Source organism: Enterobacter sp. ECC_219_Taxon_10 (genome assembly GCF_058354905.1).
On record NZ_CM178005.1, the window covers coordinates 2441431 to 2462194 of the forward strand.

General features: G+C 53.8%; 24 protein-coding genes. 16 read left to right on the forward strand and 8 right to left on the reverse strand.

Annotated features, from left to right (window positions below):
- The first annotated feature begins 8 nt into the window (after positions 1-8).
- The 6 genes from AC4ICF_RS11675 (at position 9) to AC4ICF_RS11700 (ending at position 5479) form a co-directional block, all read left to right on the forward strand.
- Positions 9-479, forward strand: coding sequence for a GNAT family N-acetyltransferase (locus tag AC4ICF_RS11675; RefSeq protein ID WP_316379139.1), 471 nt, complete (start codon positions 9-11; stop codon positions 477-479).
- 12 nt (positions 480-491) lie between these two features.
- Entirely contained in the window at positions 492-932 is a 441-nt protein-coding gene (locus AC4ICF_RS11680; protein ID WP_316379140.1) for a GNAT family N-acetyltransferase, read from the forward strand.
- A gap of 145 nt (positions 933-1077) precedes the next feature.
- Positions 1078-2073 (forward strand): alpha/beta fold hydrolase, encoded by a 996-nt coding sequence (locus AC4ICF_RS11685; RefSeq protein WP_439209802.1) that lies wholly within the window; start codon positions 1078-1080, stop codon positions 2071-2073.
- 44 nt (positions 2074-2117) lie between these two features.
- A complete protein-coding gene (locus AC4ICF_RS11690; RefSeq protein ID WP_116339892.1) occupies positions 2118-2858 on the forward strand; it encodes a response regulator in 741 nt (246 codons plus the stop codon).
- The gene (locus AC4ICF_RS11695; RefSeq protein WP_302218420.1) at positions 2855-4153 is read left to right on the forward strand and encodes an ATP-binding protein; all 1299 of its coding nucleotides are present in this window, start codon (positions 2855-2857) and stop codon (positions 4151-4153) included. The genes AC4ICF_RS11690 and AC4ICF_RS11695 overlap by 4 nt, the downstream gene beginning before the upstream one ends.
- A 135-nt stretch (positions 4154-4288) precedes the next feature.
- A complete protein-coding gene (locus tag AC4ICF_RS11700) occupies positions 4289-5479 on the forward strand; it encodes a cytochrome c biogenesis protein/redoxin (protein WP_316379142.1) in 1191 nt (396 codons plus the stop codon).
- Between the two features lie 6 nt (positions 5480-5485).
- Here the strand turns inward: AC4ICF_RS11700 and tam are convergent, their stop codons facing one another.
- Positions 5486-6244 (reverse strand): trans-aconitate 2-methyltransferase, encoded by a 759-nt coding sequence (gene tam, locus AC4ICF_RS11705; RefSeq protein WP_316379143.1) that lies wholly within the window; start codon positions 6242-6244, stop codon positions 5486-5488.
- An 81-nt stretch (positions 6245-6325) separates the two neighbouring features.
- A complete protein-coding gene (locus AC4ICF_RS11710; RefSeq protein ID WP_192982316.1) occupies positions 6326-6910 on the reverse strand; it encodes an NUDIX hydrolase in 585 nt (194 codons plus the stop codon).
- Between the two features lie 86 nt (positions 6911-6996).
- On the opposite strand from AC4ICF_RS11710, the gene AC4ICF_RS11715 reads away from it, so the two are divergent.
- Positions 6997-7758, forward strand: coding sequence for a DeoR/GlpR family DNA-binding transcription regulator (locus tag AC4ICF_RS11715; RefSeq protein WP_316379305.1), 762 nt, complete (start codon positions 6997-6999; stop codon positions 7756-7758).
- 32 nt (positions 7759-7790) lie between these two features.
- Here the strand turns inward: AC4ICF_RS11715 and AC4ICF_RS11720 are convergent, their stop codons facing one another.
- From AC4ICF_RS11720 to AC4ICF_RS11730, 3 genes are all read right to left on the reverse strand, one after another.
- Positions 7791-8153: a DUF4406 domain-containing protein gene (locus tag AC4ICF_RS11720; protein WP_316379145.1), complete on the reverse strand. Its 363-nt coding sequence runs from the start codon at positions 8151-8153 to the stop codon at positions 7791-7793.
- 104 nt (positions 8154-8257) lie between these two features.
- A complete protein-coding gene (locus AC4ICF_RS11725) occupies positions 8258-8641 on the reverse strand; it encodes a VOC family protein (protein WP_316379146.1) in 384 nt (127 codons plus the stop codon).
- Positions 8642-8741: 100 nt separating this feature from the next.
- A complete protein-coding gene (locus tag AC4ICF_RS11730; RefSeq protein WP_080327072.1) occupies positions 8742-9185 on the reverse strand; it encodes a PACE efflux transporter in 444 nt (147 codons plus the stop codon).
- 375 nt (positions 9186-9560) lie between these two features.
- On the opposite strand from AC4ICF_RS11730, the gene AC4ICF_RS11735 reads away from it, so the two are divergent.
- Complete coding sequence (locus tag AC4ICF_RS11735) at positions 9561-10598, forward strand: aldo/keto reductase (RefSeq protein WP_116339876.1); 1038 nt, start codon at positions 9561-9563, stop codon at positions 10596-10598.
- Positions 10599-10667: 69 nt separating this feature from the next.
- Here the strand turns inward: AC4ICF_RS11735 and AC4ICF_RS11740 are convergent, their stop codons facing one another.
- Together AC4ICF_RS11740 and AC4ICF_RS11745 are read right to left on the reverse strand one after the other, a co-directional pair.
- The gene (locus AC4ICF_RS11740; RefSeq protein WP_242637242.1) at positions 10668-11615 is read right to left on the reverse strand and encodes an aldo/keto reductase; all 948 of its coding nucleotides are present in this window, start codon (positions 11613-11615) and stop codon (positions 10668-10670) included.
- Positions 11616-11895: 280 nt separating this feature from the next.
- A complete protein-coding gene (locus AC4ICF_RS11745; protein ID WP_096927994.1) occupies positions 11896-12882 on the reverse strand; it encodes an aldo/keto reductase in 987 nt (328 codons plus the stop codon).
- 212 nt (positions 12883-13094) lie between these two features.
- On the opposite strand from AC4ICF_RS11745, the gene AC4ICF_RS11750 reads away from it, so the two are divergent.
- A complete protein-coding gene (locus AC4ICF_RS11750; RefSeq protein ID WP_320719535.1) occupies positions 13095-14003 on the forward strand; it encodes a LysR family transcriptional regulator in 909 nt (302 codons plus the stop codon).
- Positions 14004-14039: 36 nt separating this feature from the next.
- Here the strand turns inward: AC4ICF_RS11750 and AC4ICF_RS11755 are convergent, their stop codons facing one another.
- Positions 14040-14939, reverse strand: a complete 900-nt coding sequence (locus AC4ICF_RS11755) for a LysR family transcriptional regulator (RefSeq protein WP_316379150.1) — start codon at positions 14937-14939, stop codon at positions 14040-14042.
- A 139-nt stretch (positions 14940-15078) separates the two neighbouring features.
- On the opposite strand from AC4ICF_RS11755, the gene AC4ICF_RS11760 reads away from it, so the two are divergent.
- From AC4ICF_RS11760 to AC4ICF_RS11790, 7 genes are all read left to right on the forward strand, one after another.
- Positions 15079-15387 carry a hypothetical protein gene (locus AC4ICF_RS11760; protein ID WP_014831950.1) on the forward strand — a complete coding sequence of 103 codons (309 nt, stop codon included), beginning with the start codon at positions 15079-15081 and terminating at the stop codon, positions 15385-15387.
- Positions 15388-15395: 8 nt separating this feature from the next.
- On the forward strand, positions 15396-16085 hold the full coding sequence (locus AC4ICF_RS11765) for a type 1 glutamine amidotransferase domain-containing protein (protein ID WP_116339868.1): 690 nt from the start codon (positions 15396-15398) through the stop codon (positions 16083-16085).
- Positions 16086-16169: 84 nt separating this feature from the next.
- The gene (locus AC4ICF_RS11770; protein WP_316379151.1) at positions 16170-17117 is read left to right on the forward strand and encodes an aldo/keto reductase; all 948 of its coding nucleotides are present in this window, start codon (positions 16170-16172) and stop codon (positions 17115-17117) included.
- 102 nt (positions 17118-17219) lie between these two features.
- Positions 17220-18254, forward strand: coding sequence for an amidohydrolase family protein (locus AC4ICF_RS11775; RefSeq protein ID WP_316379152.1), 1035 nt, complete (start codon positions 17220-17222; stop codon positions 18252-18254).
- Between the two features lie 150 nt (positions 18255-18404).
- Positions 18405-18977 carry an NAD(P)H-dependent oxidoreductase gene (locus AC4ICF_RS11780; RefSeq protein ID WP_316379153.1) on the forward strand — a complete coding sequence of 191 codons (573 nt, stop codon included), beginning with the start codon at positions 18405-18407 and terminating at the stop codon, positions 18975-18977.
- Positions 18978-18979: 2 nt separating this feature from the next.
- Complete coding sequence (locus tag AC4ICF_RS11785) at positions 18980-19999, forward strand: aldo/keto reductase (RefSeq protein ID WP_316379154.1); 1020 nt, start codon at positions 18980-18982, stop codon at positions 19997-19999.
- Between the two features lie 59 nt (positions 20000-20058).
- Entirely contained in the window at positions 20059-20754 is a 696-nt protein-coding gene (locus AC4ICF_RS11790) for a putative quinol monooxygenase (protein ID WP_316379307.1), read from the forward strand.
- The last annotated feature ends 10 nt before the right edge of the window (positions 20755-20764 follow it).

The window sequence follows — 20764 nt, forward strand, 5'->3', positions numbered from 1 at the left end:
GAGGTGATATGACGTTACGAACTGCTCATCCGCAGGAAGCCGAAATACTCTGGAATATACGCAATCAGGCGATTCGTCACGGCTGCAAAACCAGCTACGAAGCTGACGTGATTGCACGCTGGACGCCGGATCTGATGCCCGAGCATTACCGTCAAACGATCATTCAATACCCTTTTTACGTGGTGGAAGACGAGAAGGGCGTCATTGCGGCAACCGGCTACCTGGATCTTGATACCCATTGCCTGGAGGCCATATTCACCTTGCCCTCAGCCACCGGGAGAGGCATGGCGACCCGGATTATCAAGGCGCTTACAAACGAGGCGCGCAGTCGGGGAATAACCCGCCTGAGGCTGGATGCAACGCCTAACGCCCAATCCTTTTATCAGAAGCTGGGGTTTGTGACGCTGCGCGAAAACTATCATCACTCGCGTATGGCGGGGGCTGATTTACGCTGTTTTGAAATGGCAATCGACTTGTAATGTGAGGAACGCATGGCAGTTACGGTAAGACCTCTTCGCGAAGACGACTATTCCCAGTGGCGACCGCTGTGGGATGGCTATACCCATTTTTATGATTGCTACCTTGACGAGCCCGTCACCGCATCGACGTGGGAAAGGGCGCTCTCAGCGCATTCTCCGATATTCTGCCGCGTGGTAGAGAAAGACGAAAAGGTTATCGGTTTCGCAATGTGTGTTCTGCACGAAGGAACCTGGTCAACCGCGCCCATTTGCTATCTGGAAGATCTGTTTGTTGATGCCGACGAACGCGGTGCGGGAGCGGGTAAGGCGCTTATTGATGCCCTGATAGCGGAAGGCACGCGTGAAGGGTGGTCAAAACTTTACTGGGTCACCAGGGAGAACAATCCGGCACGTAAACTCTACGATCGATACGGTGACGCTGACGATTACGTCCGCTATCGAATCTCTTTGTAAGGCAACAGCGCCTGTGTTTGTATCACACTGTATCTGCATACCGGATACATACGCAGGCTTGCAATAAACCCGCTTTCGCACATATCCGCTATACATTGCAGTGTTGTTATATCCCCGTGAATTGTACTCAACCGGAGATACCAACATGTTCAGCAAACTCGCTTATTCAACGCTTGCTCTCACCGTTTCCCTTGGCACCGTCATGTCATGTCAGGCCGAAGTCACCGGCACTAACTTCGCGGCGGCTTTCGATCGTCCACAGCAAATTAACGCAGGCGATCTTAACGTCGGGTATGTCGACATTGGTCCTAAAGACGGCCAACCGGTTATTTTATTACACGGCTGGCCCTACGATATTCACAGCTACGCTGAAGTCGCGCCTGCGCTGGCGGCAAAAGGCTACCGCGTGATTGTACCTTCCCTGCGCGGCTACGGCACCACGCGCTTCCTGTCTGCAAAAACACCGCGCAACGGCCAGCCTTCCGCAATGGCGAAAGATATCGTGAACCTGATGTACGCCCTGAATATCAAGCAGGCGGTATTTGCAGGATATGACTGGGGCGCCCGTACGGCGGATATCGTTGCGGCGCTGTGGCCAGAACGCGTTAAGTCGCTCGTTTCGGTGAGCGGTTATCTCATCAGCAGCCAGCAGATTGGCAAACAGCCGTTGCCGCCAAAAGCGGAGCAGCAGTGGTGGTATCAGTTCTATTTCGCCACCGAGCGCGGTGCTGAAGGCTATGCCAAAAACACCCATGACTTCGCCCGTCTGATCTGGTCTCAGGCCTCGCCTGACTGGAAATTTAGCGATGCAACCTTCAACGCCAGCGCCAAATCCCTTGATAACCCGGATCACGTTGCGGTGACGCTTAGCAATTATCGCTGGCGCTTAGGGCTGGAAAAAGGCGAGCGCAAATACGACAGCTACGAGCAAAAGCTGGCCACGCTGCCGAATATCACCGTTCCAACGATCACCATCGAAGGCGGAAACAACGGGGCGCCGCATCCGGCACCGCAGGCCTACGCGGGTAAATTTACCGGTAAATATGAACACCGTACCTTCGGCGCAACCGTGGGGCACAATCCCCCTCAGGAAGATCCGCAGGATTTCGTCAAGGCAGTTGTTGACGCTGACAAACTCTGAAATGTGTTATTTTCAATACGTTATCCTTCGGTCTGGAGATTTCGGTGGAGCATATTGATCATATCCTTGTCGTCGATGACGACAGGGATATTCGTGAACTGATTATCGACTATCTCGTTAAGTCCGGTTATCGCGCCACTGGCGCGGCAAACGGCAAAGAGATGCGCGTCGTGCTGGATAAGCAGCATATCGATCTGGTGGTGCTGGACGTTATGATGCCCGGCGACGACGGGCTTACGCTGTGTCGGCAATTACGCGTCGGGAAATATAAAGATCTGCCCATCCTGATGCTGACGGCGCGCAATGAGGAGACGGACAGGATCCTGGGCCTGGAAATGGGAGCAGACGATTACGTCGTAAAGCCTTTCGTCGCACGAGAATTGCTGGCGCGTATCAAAGCGATTTTACGTCGTTTTCGCACGATGCCGCCCAATTTACAGGTCACGGAAGCAGGGCGGCTGGTGACGTTCGGTGAATGGCAGCTCGATACCGTTGCCCGCCACCTGATTGACCCGGAAGGGGTGATCGTGGCGCTCAGCGGGGCAGAATATCGCCTTCTGCGCGTTTTCCTTGACCACCCGCAGCGGGTGCTGACCCGCGATCAGCTGCTCAACCTGACGCAGGGGCGTGACGCCGAACTGTTTGAACGCTCAATCGATCTACTGGTTAGCCGGGTTCGCCAGCGTCTGAATGAAGATGCCCGCACGCCCGCGTATATCAAAACCGTGCGCAGCGAGGGCTACGTTTTTACCATGCCGGTCACCATCAAAGAGGCTAACGAATGACGCTCTGGCCCCGCTCGCTGCTGGCCCGCTTGCTGATCGTCGTGCTGCCCGGACTGTTGCTGGCCAACGCCCTGAGCCTGACGCTGGTCATGATTGAGCGAATGCACAGCGCCCGAACGGTGATGCTCGGTAATCTGGAATACGATGTCGCGACCAGCGTGGCTATTTTAGACCGCTTACCCGCCAATGAACGCGCGGCCTGGCTGCCGCGACTCGAACGCGGTAACTACCGCTATATTCTGGGGCCGGGAGAACCCGGCAACGCGCCGACGGATAAGCGTTCGCGGGACGCAATCCGAACCTTAAAAGCGACGCTTGCGGCACAGTACCCGCTCAGCTTCACTGCCGTTCCCGGCGCCATTTCACACATCCAGGCGCATCTCACGTTACGCGATGGCGCGCCGCTGACCATCGATCTGATCCCGCGGATGCCGCCGGTCGCCAGCTGGCTGCCCGTGGTTCTGATTCTGCAGCTGCTCGTGCTGGCTGCCTGCTCCTGGATCGCCGTGCGGCAGGTGGTACGGCCTTTTTCGCAATTTACCCGCGCGGTAGATTCCCTGGACCCGGCCGCCAACACGCCAATGACGGAAAAGGGTCCGGTTGAGGTGCAGCGTGCAGCGCATGCCTTCAACGCGATGCAGGCGCGAATTCAGTCCTATCTCAGGGAGCGGGCGCAGATCCTGGCGTCCATTTCGCACGATCTCCAGACGCCCATTACCCGCATGAAGCTTCGTGTTGAGATGGCCGAACAGCCTGAACTGCGCGACAAGCTTTTAAACGACCTTGATAATATGACGCGTCTGGTGCGGGAGGGCATTGCGTATGCCCGGTCATCAGAATCACTGGAAGAAACCTCGCTGAAGCTGGAGCTGAATGCCTGGATAAACAGCATCGCCTGCGATTATCAGGACATCGGTAAAAACGTGCAGTTTCAGGCAGGTGAAACCCGTTTGCCCATCGTCACGCGTCCTCAGGCGCTTCGCCGGGTGATGACCAATCTGCTGGATAACGCCCTGAAATTTGGCGAGTACGCCACCATTAGCATTGATGACTCGACTACCGGAGAGGTGACCATTCACATCATGGACGGCGGGCCGGGTATACCGGATGCCGAACTGGAGGCAGTATTACAGCCGTTTTATCGGGTGGAAACATCACGCAACCGCGATACCGGCGGGACAGGCCTTGGCCTGGCGATCGCTGCGCAGCTCACCGCACAGCTGGACGGAAAGCTGAAGCTGGCAAACCGCGCAGAAGGCGGGCTGGACGTCTCGATTACACTCCCGCGCCGTTAATTGTACGGCTTTGTATCTGCCGGAAAGGGTGATACAGAGCCAGACAAAAACCACGCTTTTACACATATCCGGAACACATCCGCACGATGAAATAACCTCACTGCAGCGTCGCAGGACTTGTATTGTGAGGTGTTTATGTTTCTGATAATTGCTTTTCTGGGCGGGATGATAAGCCTGCTCAGTCCATGTACGCTCCCGGTTATTCCACTCCTGTTCGCCGGTTTTCAGGGGCAGCGGCGGCACATTCTGGCGCTGCTCGCGGGGATGATCGTCATGTTCACCCTGGTGGCGATGGTCGTCACCGTTGCCAGCGAGTGGATCGCCGAGGCAACCATCGTCGGGCGCTGGATCGCCCTCGTCATTCTGGCCGCGGCCGCGCTGGCCTTAATTTTTCCTGCTTTTGCCCAGCGTATTGCCGGGCCGGCTGTCAGCGCAGGAAATGTCCTCAACGCCCGAAGCGGGCAAACGCGCGGTATGGCATCGGCATTTCTGGCCGGGCTTGCGGTCGGGCTGCTCTGGTCTCCCTGCGCGGGACCGATCCTGGGCGCCATTTTCAGCATCAATATTGCCGGACATTCGGCCATTGCCACAGGCGCTTTGCTGGCCGCCTATGGTAGCGGCTGCGCGCTGATGCTGGGTTTACTCGTTCTCGGAGGCCGCACGCTGATGGCGCCGCTGAGAGCCAAATCGGCGCTGATGGAAAAGCTACGTCAGGGGGCAGGCGTGGTAATGTTAGCGGCCGTCGTCTTTAACGCAACGGGGATGACGTCTTTTCTGCAGGGCGCAAACGGCGTCGCGGATCGCCTAGAAACCGCGCTGCTGAATCTGGCCAAACCTGCCACGCAGCCGCCGAAGCTTCAGCCGGTAGTGATGACCGAGCCCAGCAGCCAGCTGCCTTCATTAAGCGGTGGGACAGGGTGGGTGAACGGTGACCCTGTCACGTCTGAATCATTACGCGGGAAAGTGGTTCTGATCGATTTCTGGACCTGGGACTGCATTAACTGCCAGCATACGCTTCCGCACGTGCGCGACTGGGCAACAAAATACCAGTCTCAGGGCCTGGTCGTCATAGGAGTACACACGCCTGAATATCCCTGGGAGAAACCGATCGCCTCGGTGAAAAACGCGGTAAATAAATGGCAACTCCCGTACCGGGTTGTAACGGACAACAACTATCAAATCTGGAACGCTTTCGGCAACCAGTACTGGCCCGCACACTACTATTTCGATGCAAAAGGCCAGCTGCGCTATACCTCGTTTGGCGAAGGGAACTATGAGCAGCAGGAAAAGGTTATCCAGCAGCTGCTCAAAGAGGCCCGTTCATAGCCCCGTTCAGGGCTGACGCTGGGCAACGATAAACAGCCGAGGAAAAGCCAGCAGTATCTGCCCGTTTTCCTGGAGCGGATACTGCTCTTCCAGCAGCTCGTGATAGCGTTTCAGGAAACGTTTCTGCTCGCTCTCGTTCAGATCCTGGAGCCACGGCCGCAAACCGGTGGCGCTGACCCAGTCAATAATGGCCTGGTGCGAGCTCATTTTATGGAAATAGGTTGTCCGCCAGATATCCACATCGCAGCCGGCCTCCGACAAGATATCGTAATAGGCATGCACGCCTGGCAGCGGTTCGCGGCCGCGGTCAGGATAGTCCTGCTCCAGCGCCACTTCGCGCATCGCCACGTGCGTGGGTTCGAGCCAGTTATCCGGCATCTGGATCGCCAGAACGCCATTTAGCGCGAGCAGAGAGACAAGATGAGGCAGAAGATCGTAATGGTCAGGAACCCATTGCAGCGAAGCATTGGCATAAATCAGACTCAGCGGCTGGCCAGGCTTGTACTGGCGGATATCGGCCTTAACGAACTGGCAGCCGGGCAGTGCACTACGCGCCTCTTCCAGCATGGCAGGTGAGTTATCGACGCCGACGATCTGAGCTTTCGGCCAGCGATGGTGCAGCAGCGCCGTGCTGTTGCCCGGCCCGCAGCCCAGATCGGCGATGGTGGCGACGTCATCGAGGGGAATTCTGGCAAGCAGCTCAGCGGCGGGGCGCGTTCGTTCGGCGCCATATTGCAGGTAAAGCGAAGGGTTCCAGTCGGCCATCTTCAGATCTCCGTTTTGCGTGTTTCAGCAAGGATAGCACAGGCCGACACCTGCACCGGGGCAGGCGTCGAGAGCGGCAGGTTACAGAATGCCTTTTAGCGCAATATGATAGAGCAGCATGATGGTTTTTCCGTCGACGATCTTGCCCGTATCAATTGCCCGCAATGCCTCTTCAAAGGGCATTTCCAGTACGTCGATATCTTCTCCCTCCGCTTTGATACCGCCGCCTGCGCTGGTTTTGTCCTTCGGCTGATACTCGGCAAGATAGAAGTAGAGTTTCTCCGTGACGGAGCCAGGGCTCATATAGGCTTCAAAGATTTTCTGCACGCTCGACACGTTAAACCCGGTCTCTTCTTCCGCCTCTGCTTTAATGCGGCTTTCCGGATCCATGTTATCGAGCAGGCCGGCCGCCGCCTCAATCAGATCGTCCTCATGGCCATTAATAAAGACCGGGAAGCGGAACTGGCGGGTCAGAATCACCGTTTTTTTGTCACGGTTGTAGAGCAGGATCGTGGCGCCATTTCCCCGGTCATAAACTTCACGCGTTTGCCGCTGCCATTCGCCATCGCGTCTTTGCAGGTCAAACGTATATTTTTTAAGTAAGTACCAGTTATCGGACAGCGTTTCACTGTCAATGATGCGCACATCTGCACGTTTTGATTGCACGTTTCATCCTCCTTACGTAGAGTAACTATCAATAACAGCATTAGCGTGCAGTTTCAAGATTAAACATGCAACATCAGGAATCCATGATGCTCACCAGTCAGCGAAAACAATTGATCCTCGAAAAGCTCGGCACCGAAGGTCAGGTTCAGTCAAAAGCGCTAAGCGTTCTCTTCGACGTCTCTGAAGACACCATCCGACGCGATTTACGCGAGCTGGCGGCAGAAGGGCGTTTACAGCGAGTTCACGGCGGCGCGCTGCCGTCGTCTTCCGCTATTGTGCCTTTCGCGGAACGACAGTCCGTGAAAATGGATGCCAAAAGAAAGGTGGCGCAGAAGGGAGCGCAGCTGATCTCTTCGGGCCAGGTGGTGATCGTTGACGGAGGAACGACCACCTCAGAGCTGATCGCCTTCTTACCGCATGACCTGCGTATTACCGTGGTGACGCACAGTCCGAGCATTGCTCTGGGGCTTGTTAATCATCCTTCCATCGAAGTGATTCTGATCGGTGGCCGTTTGTATAAGCACTCGATTGTGGCCGTCGGCGCGGCGGCTATTGAAGGCATTGAAAACATTCATGCGGATCTGTTCTTTATGGGCGTGACCGGCATCCATCCGGAAGCAGGGCTGACGACCGGTGATTTCGAAGAGGCGTGCATCAAACGTGCATTTTCCGGCAGAGCCGCCGAAACGGTTGTCCTTGCGTCGCCGGAAAAAATAAACACGGCGTCATCATTTGTAATAGGCGATGTGTCCCTGGCAAATACGATTGTCGTCGAAGGCAATACCGATCGTGGCTGGGTGAATGCGGTATCGGAAAAAGGGGTATCGATCGTGCTGGCTACCGCGTGAGCCAGCCAGAAAACTGGCTGGCGCGGGCAGCGTTAAGCCTGAGGAATGCTTTCAAGTGCGGTATAAATCGTGAGGCCGTGTTTACGGGCAACCTCTATGTCCATATCCGCGCCCTGAGACGCGCCGGCAATACGATAAATCGCATCGCATTTCGCGATGAGCCGGTGCGCAACGGGATACAGCATCGATTCTGCGACCTCATCGGCTACAGACTTCGAGCCCGCGGCCTTCGCCAGTGGAAGCGCCAGCCATTCACCAATCACCGGAACGTGGCCGAGCTGGTAAACGGCTAATGCAGCACGTTCAAGACGGGCAAGATTTTCATCAATGCGTGCCTGAACGCCTTCGGTTCCGCTGCGATAGGGGCCGGCAATCAAAATCAGCTGTTGCGTCATATTCACCTCGTTAAGTGTTTTTGCATGATGTTGCAGGTTTGCGTGTCACATTACGGGGATAATAATCGGCATTATCGTGCAATATCAAGCATTATCATGCATATTTACGAAGTTAAATTATTCCTCCTCGGGGCATGGCATACCGCTTCGATATTATGACCGTCAGGCGCAATGACAAATGCTGCATAGTAATTTTTGCCGTAGGAGCGCAATCCCGGTGCGCCATTATCGCGTCCGCCTGCGCGCAACGCGGCATGGTAAAAGTCATTAACCTGCTGGCGTGTCGTGGCCACAAAGGCCAGATGAAGCGGAGCGGGTTTATCATTCGACTGAAAAAGGCAAAGAGAAACGTCGCCGGAACTCATTTCGACGCCATAGTTGGGAGAGCCTTCATCGACGAGTTCGACACCGAGCGGTTGAAGCGCCATGAGGAAGAAGGCTTTACTTTTCTCATACTCGCTGACGCCGAATTTCACATGATCAAACATTATGGACTCCTCAAAAAGTGATAACGAAATGGGAAGTATAGAAAGAGAGTGGAGTCCAATGCGATCAAGGGGTTGTGAATGTGACCGATATCAAGATTCGCTACACAGCAGACCGTTTCCGCCCAACGAATGTCCAACGCAGGTAATCATAAAGCCAGTTAAAGAGCATCGTGTATGGCAGGAAAAACAGAACAAGGCCAATCTCAACAAAAAATGCCTCAGCGATCGTTAAATCCAGCATGAACATGGCTACAGGAATTAAGGAGACGATAAGGCCCGTTTCAAAACCAACCGCATGGATGGCGCGAACGAGGAATGTTCGTTGAAACTGATGTTTTTTCTGCAGGGAGTCAAAGAGCTTATTGAAGACAAAATTCCAGGCCGTTGCGGTAAGTGCGGATATCACGGACAACGAACCGGACTGGAGTACCGAAACGTTCATCAACCATGCAAGAGACAGTGCGATAATGACGTTGGCCGTCACTTCAAAAATGACAGCGTGGAAAATCCTTTCTTTAAAGCTTTTATCGAGTTCAATTTCCATAAGTCTGCGGGAGCGGTGGTCAAAGGCTTGAGTATATCAAACGTTTTTTAACCTTGTATAAACGTAGAAGTTGGCAGCTCACAGGCTTTCTATAACCAGGGCAATCACGACCGTAGAAAGGCAGATTTTCCCTGCCTTCATCTTAATGCGCATAATGTATATTATGTTAAATGCAATCTGATAGTTAATCACGGGCCGATACATCAATCTGTTACTAATTCTGACCTCCCTCTCGCTTCTCGTCTTTCACTGTCGATTACGACGATTTGTGAAAAAAACTCAAAACACCATTCGATGGCGCATGCTGTTTCCCTTCATGTCTGTGCAATACCCTGTCACATACAGAATTGCTGGCAATAAAAGAAGGAACACAGAATGAAGTATGTGAATCTGGGTCGTAGCGGTTTGCAAGTCTCCCGTCTTTGTCTCGGTTGTATGAGCTATGGTGAACCTGAACGTTTGCCTCAACCCTGGTCCCTGGATGAAAAGGCGTCACGTCCGCTCATTCGTCAGGCGCTTGAAGCGGGCATTAATTTTTTTGATACCGCGAATATCTACTCGGGCGGAAGTTCTGAAGAGATCACTGGAAAAGCGCTGAGAGAAATGGCCAGACGCGATGAGATCGTTGTGGCGACAAAGACCTTCTTTCCGTGGCGCAACTCACCCAATACCGGGTTTCTTTCCCGCAAGGCCATTTTTCAGTCTATTGACGATAGCCTGATGCGCTTAGGTATGGATTATGTGGATCTCTTTCAGATTCACCGCTTTGACCACTCCACGCCTGTTGAAGAGACCATGGAGGCTCTGCATGACCTCGTTAAATCAGGAAAAGTACGTTACATCGGCGCATCATCTATGGAAGCCTGGCGCTTTGCAAAAATGCAGCATACTGCAGAGCGTAACGGCTGGACCCGATTTATTACGATGCAACCGCAATACAACCTGCTTTACCGGGAAGAAGAGCGCGAGATGTTGCCCCTGTGTGAAGACCAGGGCGTTGGTGTGATCCCCTGGAGTCCGATGGCACGCGGCAGGCTCACGCGCGACTGGAGTGTCACGTCCCGACGAACGCAAAACGATGCCTTTGCGTTAAAAATGTATGAGAACGCAGCCCTTCTGGATAAGCCCGTTATTGATGTCGTTGCCAGAATTGCCGAAAAGCACGATGTGCCAAGAGCCCATGTTGCAATTGCCTGGTTGCTATCAAAAACGGTCATCACAGCACCGATCGTAGGCGCGACGAAACCAGAACATCTTTCTACGGCTATCAGCGCGCTGGACTTTTCACTTAGCGATGCCGAAATCATGGAACTCGAGGCACACTATCTGCCGCACCCCGTCGACGGGATCATTCCCCCGCTTCCGGATACGCCACCTTCACTCACGCCGCCTTCAGCAATACAGGACTGTTAATGCCCTACCCTGGCCCGGCGTTGCCGGGTCTCCCTGGCCACTGATGTGAAAAAAGGTGGCCATCACCGTTTAACTTTTATCAAACTGACTTTCGGTAAACGGATCTGCGCGACCGCCCTGCAATGGGATCCTGGCAAGCGCTGCATCGATTTCGCGTAACTCGCTGTCCGTCAACCGGACTTGCGGTGCACCGCGATTTTCTATCAGGTGCGGATATTGCGTCGTACCCGGGATAGGGACAATCCATGGCCGCTGTGCCATAACCCACGCCAGCGCGAACTGAACCGGAGTGGTGTTTTTGCGACGGGCCCACGACTGCGCGAATTCAAGCAGTACCATGTTTTTGGCCAGGGCATCGGGCTGGAAGCGTGGCAGGTTATGCCGCCTATCTGTGCTGTCGAACCGCTGGCTTGGATTGACTGCCCCGGCAAGGAAACTCCGGGCGGTCGGGCAGTAAGGTACAAAGCCGATACCCAGCTCTTCGAGCGTTGGAAATATCCGCGTCTCCGGTTCACGCCACCACATGGCATACTCACTCTGTACTGCAGTCACAGGGAGTACCGCATGTGCGCGGCGGATTGTCCTGGCACTCGCTTCCGACAATCCCCAGTGTTTCACTTTACCCTCCTGGATCAACGCCTTCACGGTTTCCGCCACATCCTCAATCGGCACATTCGGATCGGGGCGATGCTGATAAAGAAGATCGATGTGGTCCGTTTTCAGACGCTTTAGCGAGCCCTCTACGGCACGGCGAATATGGTCAGGATGGCTGTTGAGTGAGGTTGGCTTCCCCTCCTCCACGCCGAAACCGAACTTAGTGGCAATCACCACACGATCGCGAACGGGGGCCAGTGCTTCCCCGACAAATTCTTCACTGAGATGGGGGCCATACACCTCGGCAGTATCAAAGAACGTGATGCCTTGTTCGAAGGCGGCCCGGATGAGCGAAACCATGGCTTTACGATCGCGCGGACCACCGCCGTAATACCCCACCATAGGCAGACACCCGAGTCCCATGCTGGAAACCTCCAGCGAGCCGAGTTTACGCGTGGTTAAGGTCTCCTTCTGGACGGGAACAGCATCCGAAGGGGCGCTCGACGTGTCCTGACCAGCCGGTTTAGCCATCACGGCTCCGCTCCTGCCAAGGGTGGTAGCGGCCAACGCCAGACCGGCGCCGGCGATCAGAAAATTGCGACGATCCCGGGAAGCGGGTACGGAAGCAGAATGCTGGTCATGCATCATCTTGCTCATAAACTGGAACTCCCTATAGCGAAGAAAGGATTCATTAATTTGGGCATTACCAGGCATAAGCCTGGGGCGCTTCTCCCCCGGGGCCGGGCCAGATTTCGTCGAGACAGCTCATGGTGTCGTCTGATAGCGTGATTGTTGTTGCGTGAAGCGCCTCCCGGAGTTGTTCCGCCGTACGAGGCCCGATAAGTGGAGCAGTAACGACAGGATTCTGCAGGAGCCACGCAAGCGCCACATCGGAAGGGGTTTCGCCGAGGTCCTCACATAATCCTTCGTAGGCTTCCAGCTGCGGACGATACTGTTCGATTAGACGGGCAAACGCGGGCCTCGCACGGCGCCCGCTGGCCATCTTTTTCAGTACGCCGCCAAGCAACCCTCCGGCAAGTGGACTCCAGGGAATCAGTCCCAGGCCAAAATGACGGCATGCGGGAATGACCTCCAGCTCAACAGTTCGGGCAGTCAGATTGTAGAGACTTTGCTCAGCAACCAGGCCCAGGGAATGACGGGCCGTGGCAACTGACTGCGCAGTCGCAATGTCCCAGCCTGCGAAATTGCTGCTACCGATATAAAGCACTTTTCCCTGCTGAACAAGGAGCTCCATGGCCTGCCAGACCTCTTCCCATGGTGTATAACGATCGATGTGATGCATCTGATAGACGTCAATATGGTCGGTCTTAAGCCGTCGCAAACTGTCCTCGCAGGCCTTGCGAATATGGTAAGCAGAAAGACGGCGATCGTTCGGACCTGGTCCCATAGGCTGATAGGCTTTCGTCGCCAGAACGATACGGTCACGGCGGCCACCCTGCTGGAGCCAGCGACCAATAATCTCTTCGGACAGCCCCGAACCTTGCTGGATATCGGGTGATTGCTCGGTGCCATACACGTCTGCTGTATCAATGAAATTGATACCCGCCTCAAGCGCTTCATCCAGAATGCGGGCGCTGGTTTTCTCGTCGGTGACGTCACCAAAATTCATGGTTCCGAGACAAAGGCGGCTGACTTTCAGGCCGGTGCGGCCAAGATGCGTATAGTTCATACACGGCTCCGTTAGGTGAATATTCCGCCCTGACCGACGGCCAGAGCGCATAATTTTCAAGAATAACGAAGCACAACGTGTTCAGTGAGAGGCGATGAGTGGATGGACTTGTGAAATAAATTCAGCAACGGATTAGCGCTAATCGGTCTATGGTGTATATCATTTCCGTATCAACGCATTCGGGCCTTAACGCACAAGGAAAACGATTCTGTATGCAAATAAGCAGAGCTGATGTCGCCGATCTCATTTATTTCATGGCTATTGCACGTCATCGCAGTTTCAGCCGTGCGGCGATTGAATTAGGTGTCAGTGCATCAGCGCTTAGTCATGCCCTGAAGGGACTGGAAACAAGGCTCGGTGTTCGCCTGCTTAATCGCACGACCAAGAGCGTTACCCCTACGGCTGCAGGTGAAGAACTGGTTCAGTCTGTCCTTCAGCCTTTCGACAAGATAGAAGGCGCGCTTGAATCGCTTAACCGGTATCGTAATACGCCTACCGGACGTATCCGTATCAATGCAGCCGTTGAAGCGGCCAATCTTTTGCTTGCACCGGTTATGCCCGCGTTTATGGATCGCTATCCCGATATTGAAATCGATATTGTGGCCAGCAACCGTATGGTGGACGTCACTGATGCGGGCTTCGATGCCGGTATCCGCTATGGTGGCACCGTCCCGGAAGACATGGTTGCCCGGCGTTTATCTGCCGATATTCGCTGGGTTATCGCAGCATCCCCCGACTACCTTGAACGCTACGGAACGCCTGAACATCCTGATGATTTATTGCACCATCGCTGTATTAGCAATCGCCTCGGCGACGATCGGATTTATCGCTGGGAACTTGAGCGAGATGGCGAAACGTACCAAATCACTGTGCCTGGCTCAGTGACGGTCAACCAGGCTGAAACGGGTCTTGTGGCCGTATTAGGTGGAGCCGGCCTGATGTATTTTCCGGAGCCTCTTGTTGCACCCTGTGTGAAGGATGGACGGCTCCGCCTGGTGCTTACGGAATGGTCCCCGCTGGAGGAAGGTTTTTATATCTATTATTCAAGCCGCCGGCAACTGCCGACCGGGCTTCGCCTTCTGATTGAGTTCATACAGGAGGCCAGGCCGCTGGAGTTGTGAAATAGCGCTTCCATACGGGACGATGCGTTATCGTCTTTATCGCCCCGTAGCGAATATCAGAAAATCAATCAGGGCCTTCACTCTTTTCGTTTTACCCGCATTTTTAGGGTAATAGAGATAGACTGGCGGGTAGGTTTTCCAGTAACTCTCCATCACGGGGATAAAGTGCTCCCTGTCGGGCTGTAACTGCCAGATGGGTTCAAACAGGCGTCCAATTCCCAGCCCGTTACGGATCCCGTCAGCCATAACGTCGATATCGTTACTGATTAACTGCCCGGGCATCTCAACCGTCAACTGCTCTCCGCGGTCGTTAAGAATCAACGGAAGGATGCGGTTGTTAGTGATAAAACGGTAGCCAATCAGCTTGTGTTGACTGAGGTCAGCCGGCACCTCGGGCATTCCATACTCGCGAATATAAGCTGAGGATGCATATAACCCTTCACGAAAGGGTTTCATTAACGGCCGCGCCACCACCCCACCTTCGAGAATATCGCCAAAACGGATCCCAAGGTCAAAACGCTCTTCGATGATATTCACGGTACCGTCGTAAACCGATATTTCCAACTGTATACCCGGGTATTGCTGACAGAATTCCGCCATTGCAGGCTTGAGAATTAACAGATAGGCAAAACGCGAGAGCGTAATTCTCACCACACCAGAGGGCTCCTGATTCTGGTCGCGAATGCTTTCAAGCGAATTTTCCAGCGACTCCACCGCCGCGGCGGTCTGTTCCAGCAACAGCTGCCCGGTTTCTGTCAGCTCAATACGGCGGGTCGTACGCACAAAAAGCGGATGGCCAATATGCTCTTCCAGCAATTTAAGCGCATTGCTGACGGAGGGAGGCGTAATTTCCAGTTTTCTTGCGGCTGCCGAAATATTGCCCTCACGTGCAATGCTCTGAAAGATGCGTATCTGGTTATACAGGGCGTTATTCATAATGTGTTCCTTAAGCAATCACTGCTTAATTATTAAGTACAGCCTAAAGATGCTTAAGTCAATGCCCCTCTAATCTTCGTGAAATTCGCCTCTTATACTTTTATCTCTTTCTACAACAACCTGAGTTCAGGAGACTATGATGCGAATTTTATGTCTGGATATCCCCGCACCTGGAGCATCGCTGGAAAAATATGCTCCACACCTTAACGCTGAAGCGCTGCACGCCTGGGGATTGTATAAATCCGGCTTCATCCGCGACATTTACTTCCGTCAGGACAGACCTGGCGTCGCTATTTTTCTTGAATGTGACTCTGTCGATGAAGCGATGAACGTAATGGCCGAATTCCCGCTGGCAAAAGCAGGCTTATTAAGCTTTGAGTGCATTCCGCTTGGCTCCTTTATTAACTGGGAAAATCTCTTTGCCGCTGAATTTAAAAATAAAGAGTGAGGCCCGATATGAAACCTGCAGATAAACCCGTGCTGTGTGTCGTTTCCAGCCATCCGATTAAAGGCGCATCCGGTGTACCAACCGGTTTTTTCCTGGCTGAGCTGACGCATCCGCTGAAAGTACTGGAAGATGCCGGACTAAAAACGACGATAGCCAGCATTCGCGGGGGACAGCCGCCGGTGGATGGATTTGACCTCAGTGACTCTGTCAACGCCTGGTTCTGGAACGAAACCGATTTTCAGCAGCGCCTGGCCACAACGCCTTCGTTATCCGAGCTGAACGGTACCGATTACAGCGCCGTTTTCTTTGCGGGCGGGCATGGAACCATGTGGGATTTCCGCGACAGCCAGGATGCCCAGCGTATTATCCGCGAAGTGTATGAAAGTGATGGGATTGTCTCAGCCGTCTGCCACGGACCTGCGGCACTGGTTGACGCAAAGCTCAGCAGCGGCGAATACCTGGTGAAAGGCAAAAACGTGGCGGCCTTTACCAACAAGGAAGAGGAAGAAGTTCACACCACAGATGTGGTTCCCTTCCTGCTTGAGACTGCACTCCGCGAGCATGGCGCGCTTCATCATGAGGCCCCGAACTGGTCTGAAAACGTGGTTACCGACGGACGCCTTATCACGGGGCAGAATCCCGCTTCAGCGCACGGTGTGGGTGTGGCGCTGTTAAATGCCCTCCGCCAGCCAACTTAATTCATTCATCTGTCTTTCACCGTTACTCACCCTCTTTGGCCGGTTTACGTCAGCAACGTTCCGGCCTTTTTTCAGGAGCTGAATATGAAATCTCTTCCTTCAGTCGCGCTCGGCACATGGTCCTGGGGCACAGGCTTTGCCGGTGGCGACACCGTCTTCGGCAATCATCTTTCTGATACTCAGATGGCAGACGTGTTCACCACGGCCATGAGTAAGGGTCTCAATCTCTGGGATACCGCAGCAGTATATGGCATGGGGAGTTCCGAGGCAGCGCTGGGAGCATTAGTCCGTCAGTTCCCCCGCGAGGATATGATTTTATCCACCAAATTCACGCCGCAGATTGCGAACGAACAGTCAGCACAGCCTGTCAGCGATATGCTTGAGGCCAGCCTCGGACGTCTGGGTGTGGACGCGATTGATATCTACTGGATCCACAATCCCCTCGACGTTGAGAAATGGACGCCAGGACTGATCCCACTTTTACAAAGCGGTAAGGTCAAACGCGTCGGGGTTTCCAACCACAATCTGGCACAAATCAGACGCGCCAACGAAATCCTTAACGCTTCCGGTTATTCCCTCAGTGCAGTACAGAATCATTACAGCCTGCTCTATCGCGCCTCTGAAGAGGCCGGGATCCTTGATTACTGTCGACAAAATAACATCACGTTCTTTGCTTACATGGTCCTGGAGCAAGGCGCGCTCAGTGGTCGTTATGATTCAAATCATCCCATGCCTGCCGGGAGTGGCCGGGCCGAAAGTTATAACGCAGTACTGCCGCAGATAGAAAGATTAACCGCCGCCATGAAAAAAATGGGAACCGAAAGGAATGCCAGCGTGGCACAGATAGCCATCGCATGGGCTATTGCAAAAGGTACCCTTCCCCTCGTTGGTGCGACTAAAGTCCATCACGTTCTGGACGCCGCCTGCGCTTCAGACATCCAGTTACGCGATGAGGAAATCATCCTGCTGGAACAACTCGCCACAAAGACCAGAGTGGATACACGAGGCGCCTGGGAAAAACCGATGGTGTAAACCCTGTCCGGGACAGACTGCCATGAATGACACTCACGAACGGGCTGTTCCGGGCGATCCTAATCTGCATCACTTTTACTGCTTTGTATGAAGGGTGAGAATATGAAAATCATTTGCCTCGAAGAACATTATCTCGACAGCGAGTTAGGGCGAGCGTGTATGCCTGTTGCGCTTGAGCAGGCACCTTTCCTTGGCGACTGGGGGAAAACCGTCGCTGATGGTCATAATCCTGACCGAAGCCGGCCGCAGATAGAAAAGAATGCGCTGATAAACGCGAAAGGCGCTGATTTGGGAAGCCGCCGCCTCAGGGATATGGATGAGGCTGGAATTACCCTGCAGATCCTCTCTGTGGGCGGATTCCCCCAGCTGGCTCCCGGTGATAAAGCGGTAACATTAAATACGGCGGCAAACGACCGCCTTGCCGGGGCGGTAAGAAATCACCCGGATCGCTTCGCGGCATTTGCCACACTTCCCTGGGCACAGCCGGAAGAGGCTGAAAAAGAGCTTGTCCGCGCAGTTGAAAAACTGGGGTTTAAGGGGGCACTTCTGAATGGCCGACCCTCTTCATGCTTTCTCGATCATCCTGACTATGACTCCCTGCTTTCCCGCTTTCATAAACTGAATGTGCCACTCTATCTTCATCCCGGATTACCGGTTAAAAGCGTGCAACAGGCCTACTTCACGGGCTTCAGCGCAGAGGTCAACGCCCGGCTCTCTATGTTTGGCTGGGGCTGGCATCACGAAGCCGGGATCCATTTGTTACGGCTGATGTTATCGGGCGCATTTGATAAATATCCCCACCTGCAGGTAATCAGTGGCCACTGGGGGGAGATGCTGCCCTTCTGGCTGCAGCGTCTTGATGACAGCCTTCCGCTGGCTGCAACGGGTCTGTCACGCACGCTAACGAGAACCTTCCAGGAACACGTTTACGTTACCCCGTCAGGTATGCTGACACTGCCGCACTTCCAGTTTATCTACGCGTTAATGGGGGCAGACAGGATCCTGTTCTCCGTTGATTACCCCTATCAGACCCTGGACGGTGTAAAAACATTTATCGACAGTCTGCCCGTCAACAAGGCGGAAAAAGAGGCCATCGCGTTTCGCAATGCAGAACGTTTACTGGGCATCACGGCGTAGTTCACGGGTTCATGATGACCGGGCACAATGAAATCCGTCGACCATTATTAGTTTTTGTCTAAAAGTGAATGAGCCTTTACTGCTCTAAAAAAAATAATGGTGTCACTCTATACTGGGTTAAAAATCCACCAGCCTCTTTAACGTATTGAAATGAAAAATATCCTTGTTATTTCAGGTCATCCTGAGCTGAACCATTCCGTCGCCAACGCCACTATCCTTGATGAAGTGGCAACCGCCCTTCCCGATGCTGAAATTCGTCGTCTGGACTGGCTCTATCCGAACGGCAAATTCAATATCGCTGCGGAGCAGGAAAGCCTGCTCAGGGCCGATGTGATTGTCTGGCAGTTTCCTTTTTCCTGGTATGGGCTGCCCGGGTTAATGAAACAATGGCTGGACGAGGTCTTTGTCCACGGCTTCGCTCATGGCTCAACGGCGAAACTGGGCGGTAAAAAGCTGATCCTCTCCTTCACTACAGGGGCGCCACAGGCGCTCTATACCGCTGACGGTTTCTTTGGCCATGCCATTGAAGAGTATCTTATTCCGTTCGAGACCACGGCAAAACTGTGCAATCTTGAGCTGCTGGCGCCGGTTTATACCTGCGGTATCAGCTATGCCGACCGGGATGCCGACAAAATCGCGCAGCATAAAACGCTTGCCCGGGAACATGCTTCAAGGCTTGTCGATCTGCTCAATTCCGTCGTGAATAATCCAGAGGGAGAATAACGATGCAGTATACCCGGCTCGGTAAAAGTGACTTACTGGTCTCCCGCATCTGTATGGGATGTATGGGGTTTGGCGACCCGTTAACGGGCCAGCATCGCTGGACGCTGGACGAAACAGCAAGCCGGGACATCATCCGCTACGGTCTCGAAAAGGGTATCAATTTTTACGATACCGCCATCGCCTATCAGAACGGCTCCAGTGAGCGATACGTTGGCCGGGCGCTGCGGGAGATGGCAAAACGCGAGGATGTGGTGCTGGCCACCAAGTTTCTGCCGCGAACCGCCGCGCAAATTGCCGCGGGGATCGGCGGAAAAGAGGCAATAGCCCGATCGCTCGACCAGAGCCTGCAAAATCTGGGGATGGACTACATCGACCTCTACATCTACCACATCTGGGATTACAACACGCCCGTTATTGAGGTGCTTGAAGCGCTTCATGCCGCCGTTACTGCGGGCAAAGTGCGCGCTATTGGTATTTCCAATTGCTATGCCTGGCAGCTGGCGAAAGCGAACGCCCTTGCCGAACGCGAAGGGCTGACGCCCTTTGTTTCCGTGCAAAGCCACTACAACCTGATTATGCGTGAAGATGAACGAGAGCTCTTCGGTCTGTGCGCTGAAGATGATATCGCCATGACCCCCTATAGCGCGCTGGCCAGCGGTCGTCTCTCCCGGAAAGAAGGCCACACGCGGCGAGCCACCGAGGATGCCTATGCCCGCGGAAAATATGACAGCACGGCTGAACAGGATCGGATCATTATCGAGCGCGTCGCCGAGCTTGCTGAACGATATCAGGTGTCCATGACGGAAATCTCACTCGCCTGGCTGCTGACAAAAGTCACGTCACCTGTCGTAGGGGCCACAAAAAAAGATCACGTTGATGGCGCGGTAAACGCCGTAAATCTTCAACTGAGCCCGGAGGAAATCCGGTTTCTGGAAGAAACCTACCAGCCGCATGTTCTGACGGGGATCATGGCGCAAAACACGCCGCAAACGAAAGACGTTAAGCAGGTCTGGACGCGGTAGCAAACAGTAATTTCAGTAAAAGGATCAACGTGAAAAAGCCCCTTATGTTTTTAATTAGTATGCTAATAAGCATCCCTGTCTTTGCAACAAAACCGGACACGCAGAATAAGCCCGTGATGAATATCTTCGAGTTTGGCGTCAGACCCGATCGGGACAAAGTTTTTGCAGACGTGGCCAGGCAGACGATTTCCGCTTCGGTTGATCATGAAGCAGGTACGCTGGCGATGTACGCCCTGCAACGAAGCGACAATCCACGTCAGGTATTCGTGGTCGAACTCTATGAAAACGAGAGTGCTTACCGCAAACATCTGAATGCTGAACCGTACAAGGCATTCGCTGCCCGGGCACCTGACATTATCGATCGGAAAAATAAAATCACTCTGGAGCCCCAATTTCTGGGGGACAAATACATCCTACCGAATGAGCGAACCATTAATAATCTGGTGATCGTTGAGGTAAAGCCTGAATTTCAGACCGAATTTAAAAACATCGTTCTGCCTGAAATGGCTGAGTCGCTCAACGTTGAGAAAGGCGTGTTAGCCATGTATGCCGCTACAGACTCACAGACGCCAAACCGCTGGTATTTCTATGAGGTTTACGCCAGTGAGGAAGCGTATCAACTGCACCGACAAACGCCACACTTCCGGGACTATCTCAGGCAAACGGCGCATATGAGCGCCAGTAAGGACGCTATCCCGGTAAAACCGGTATTTCTTCGTAACAAAGGCGGAATCAAACAGGATCCGCACCGTTGACCAGTGAGGA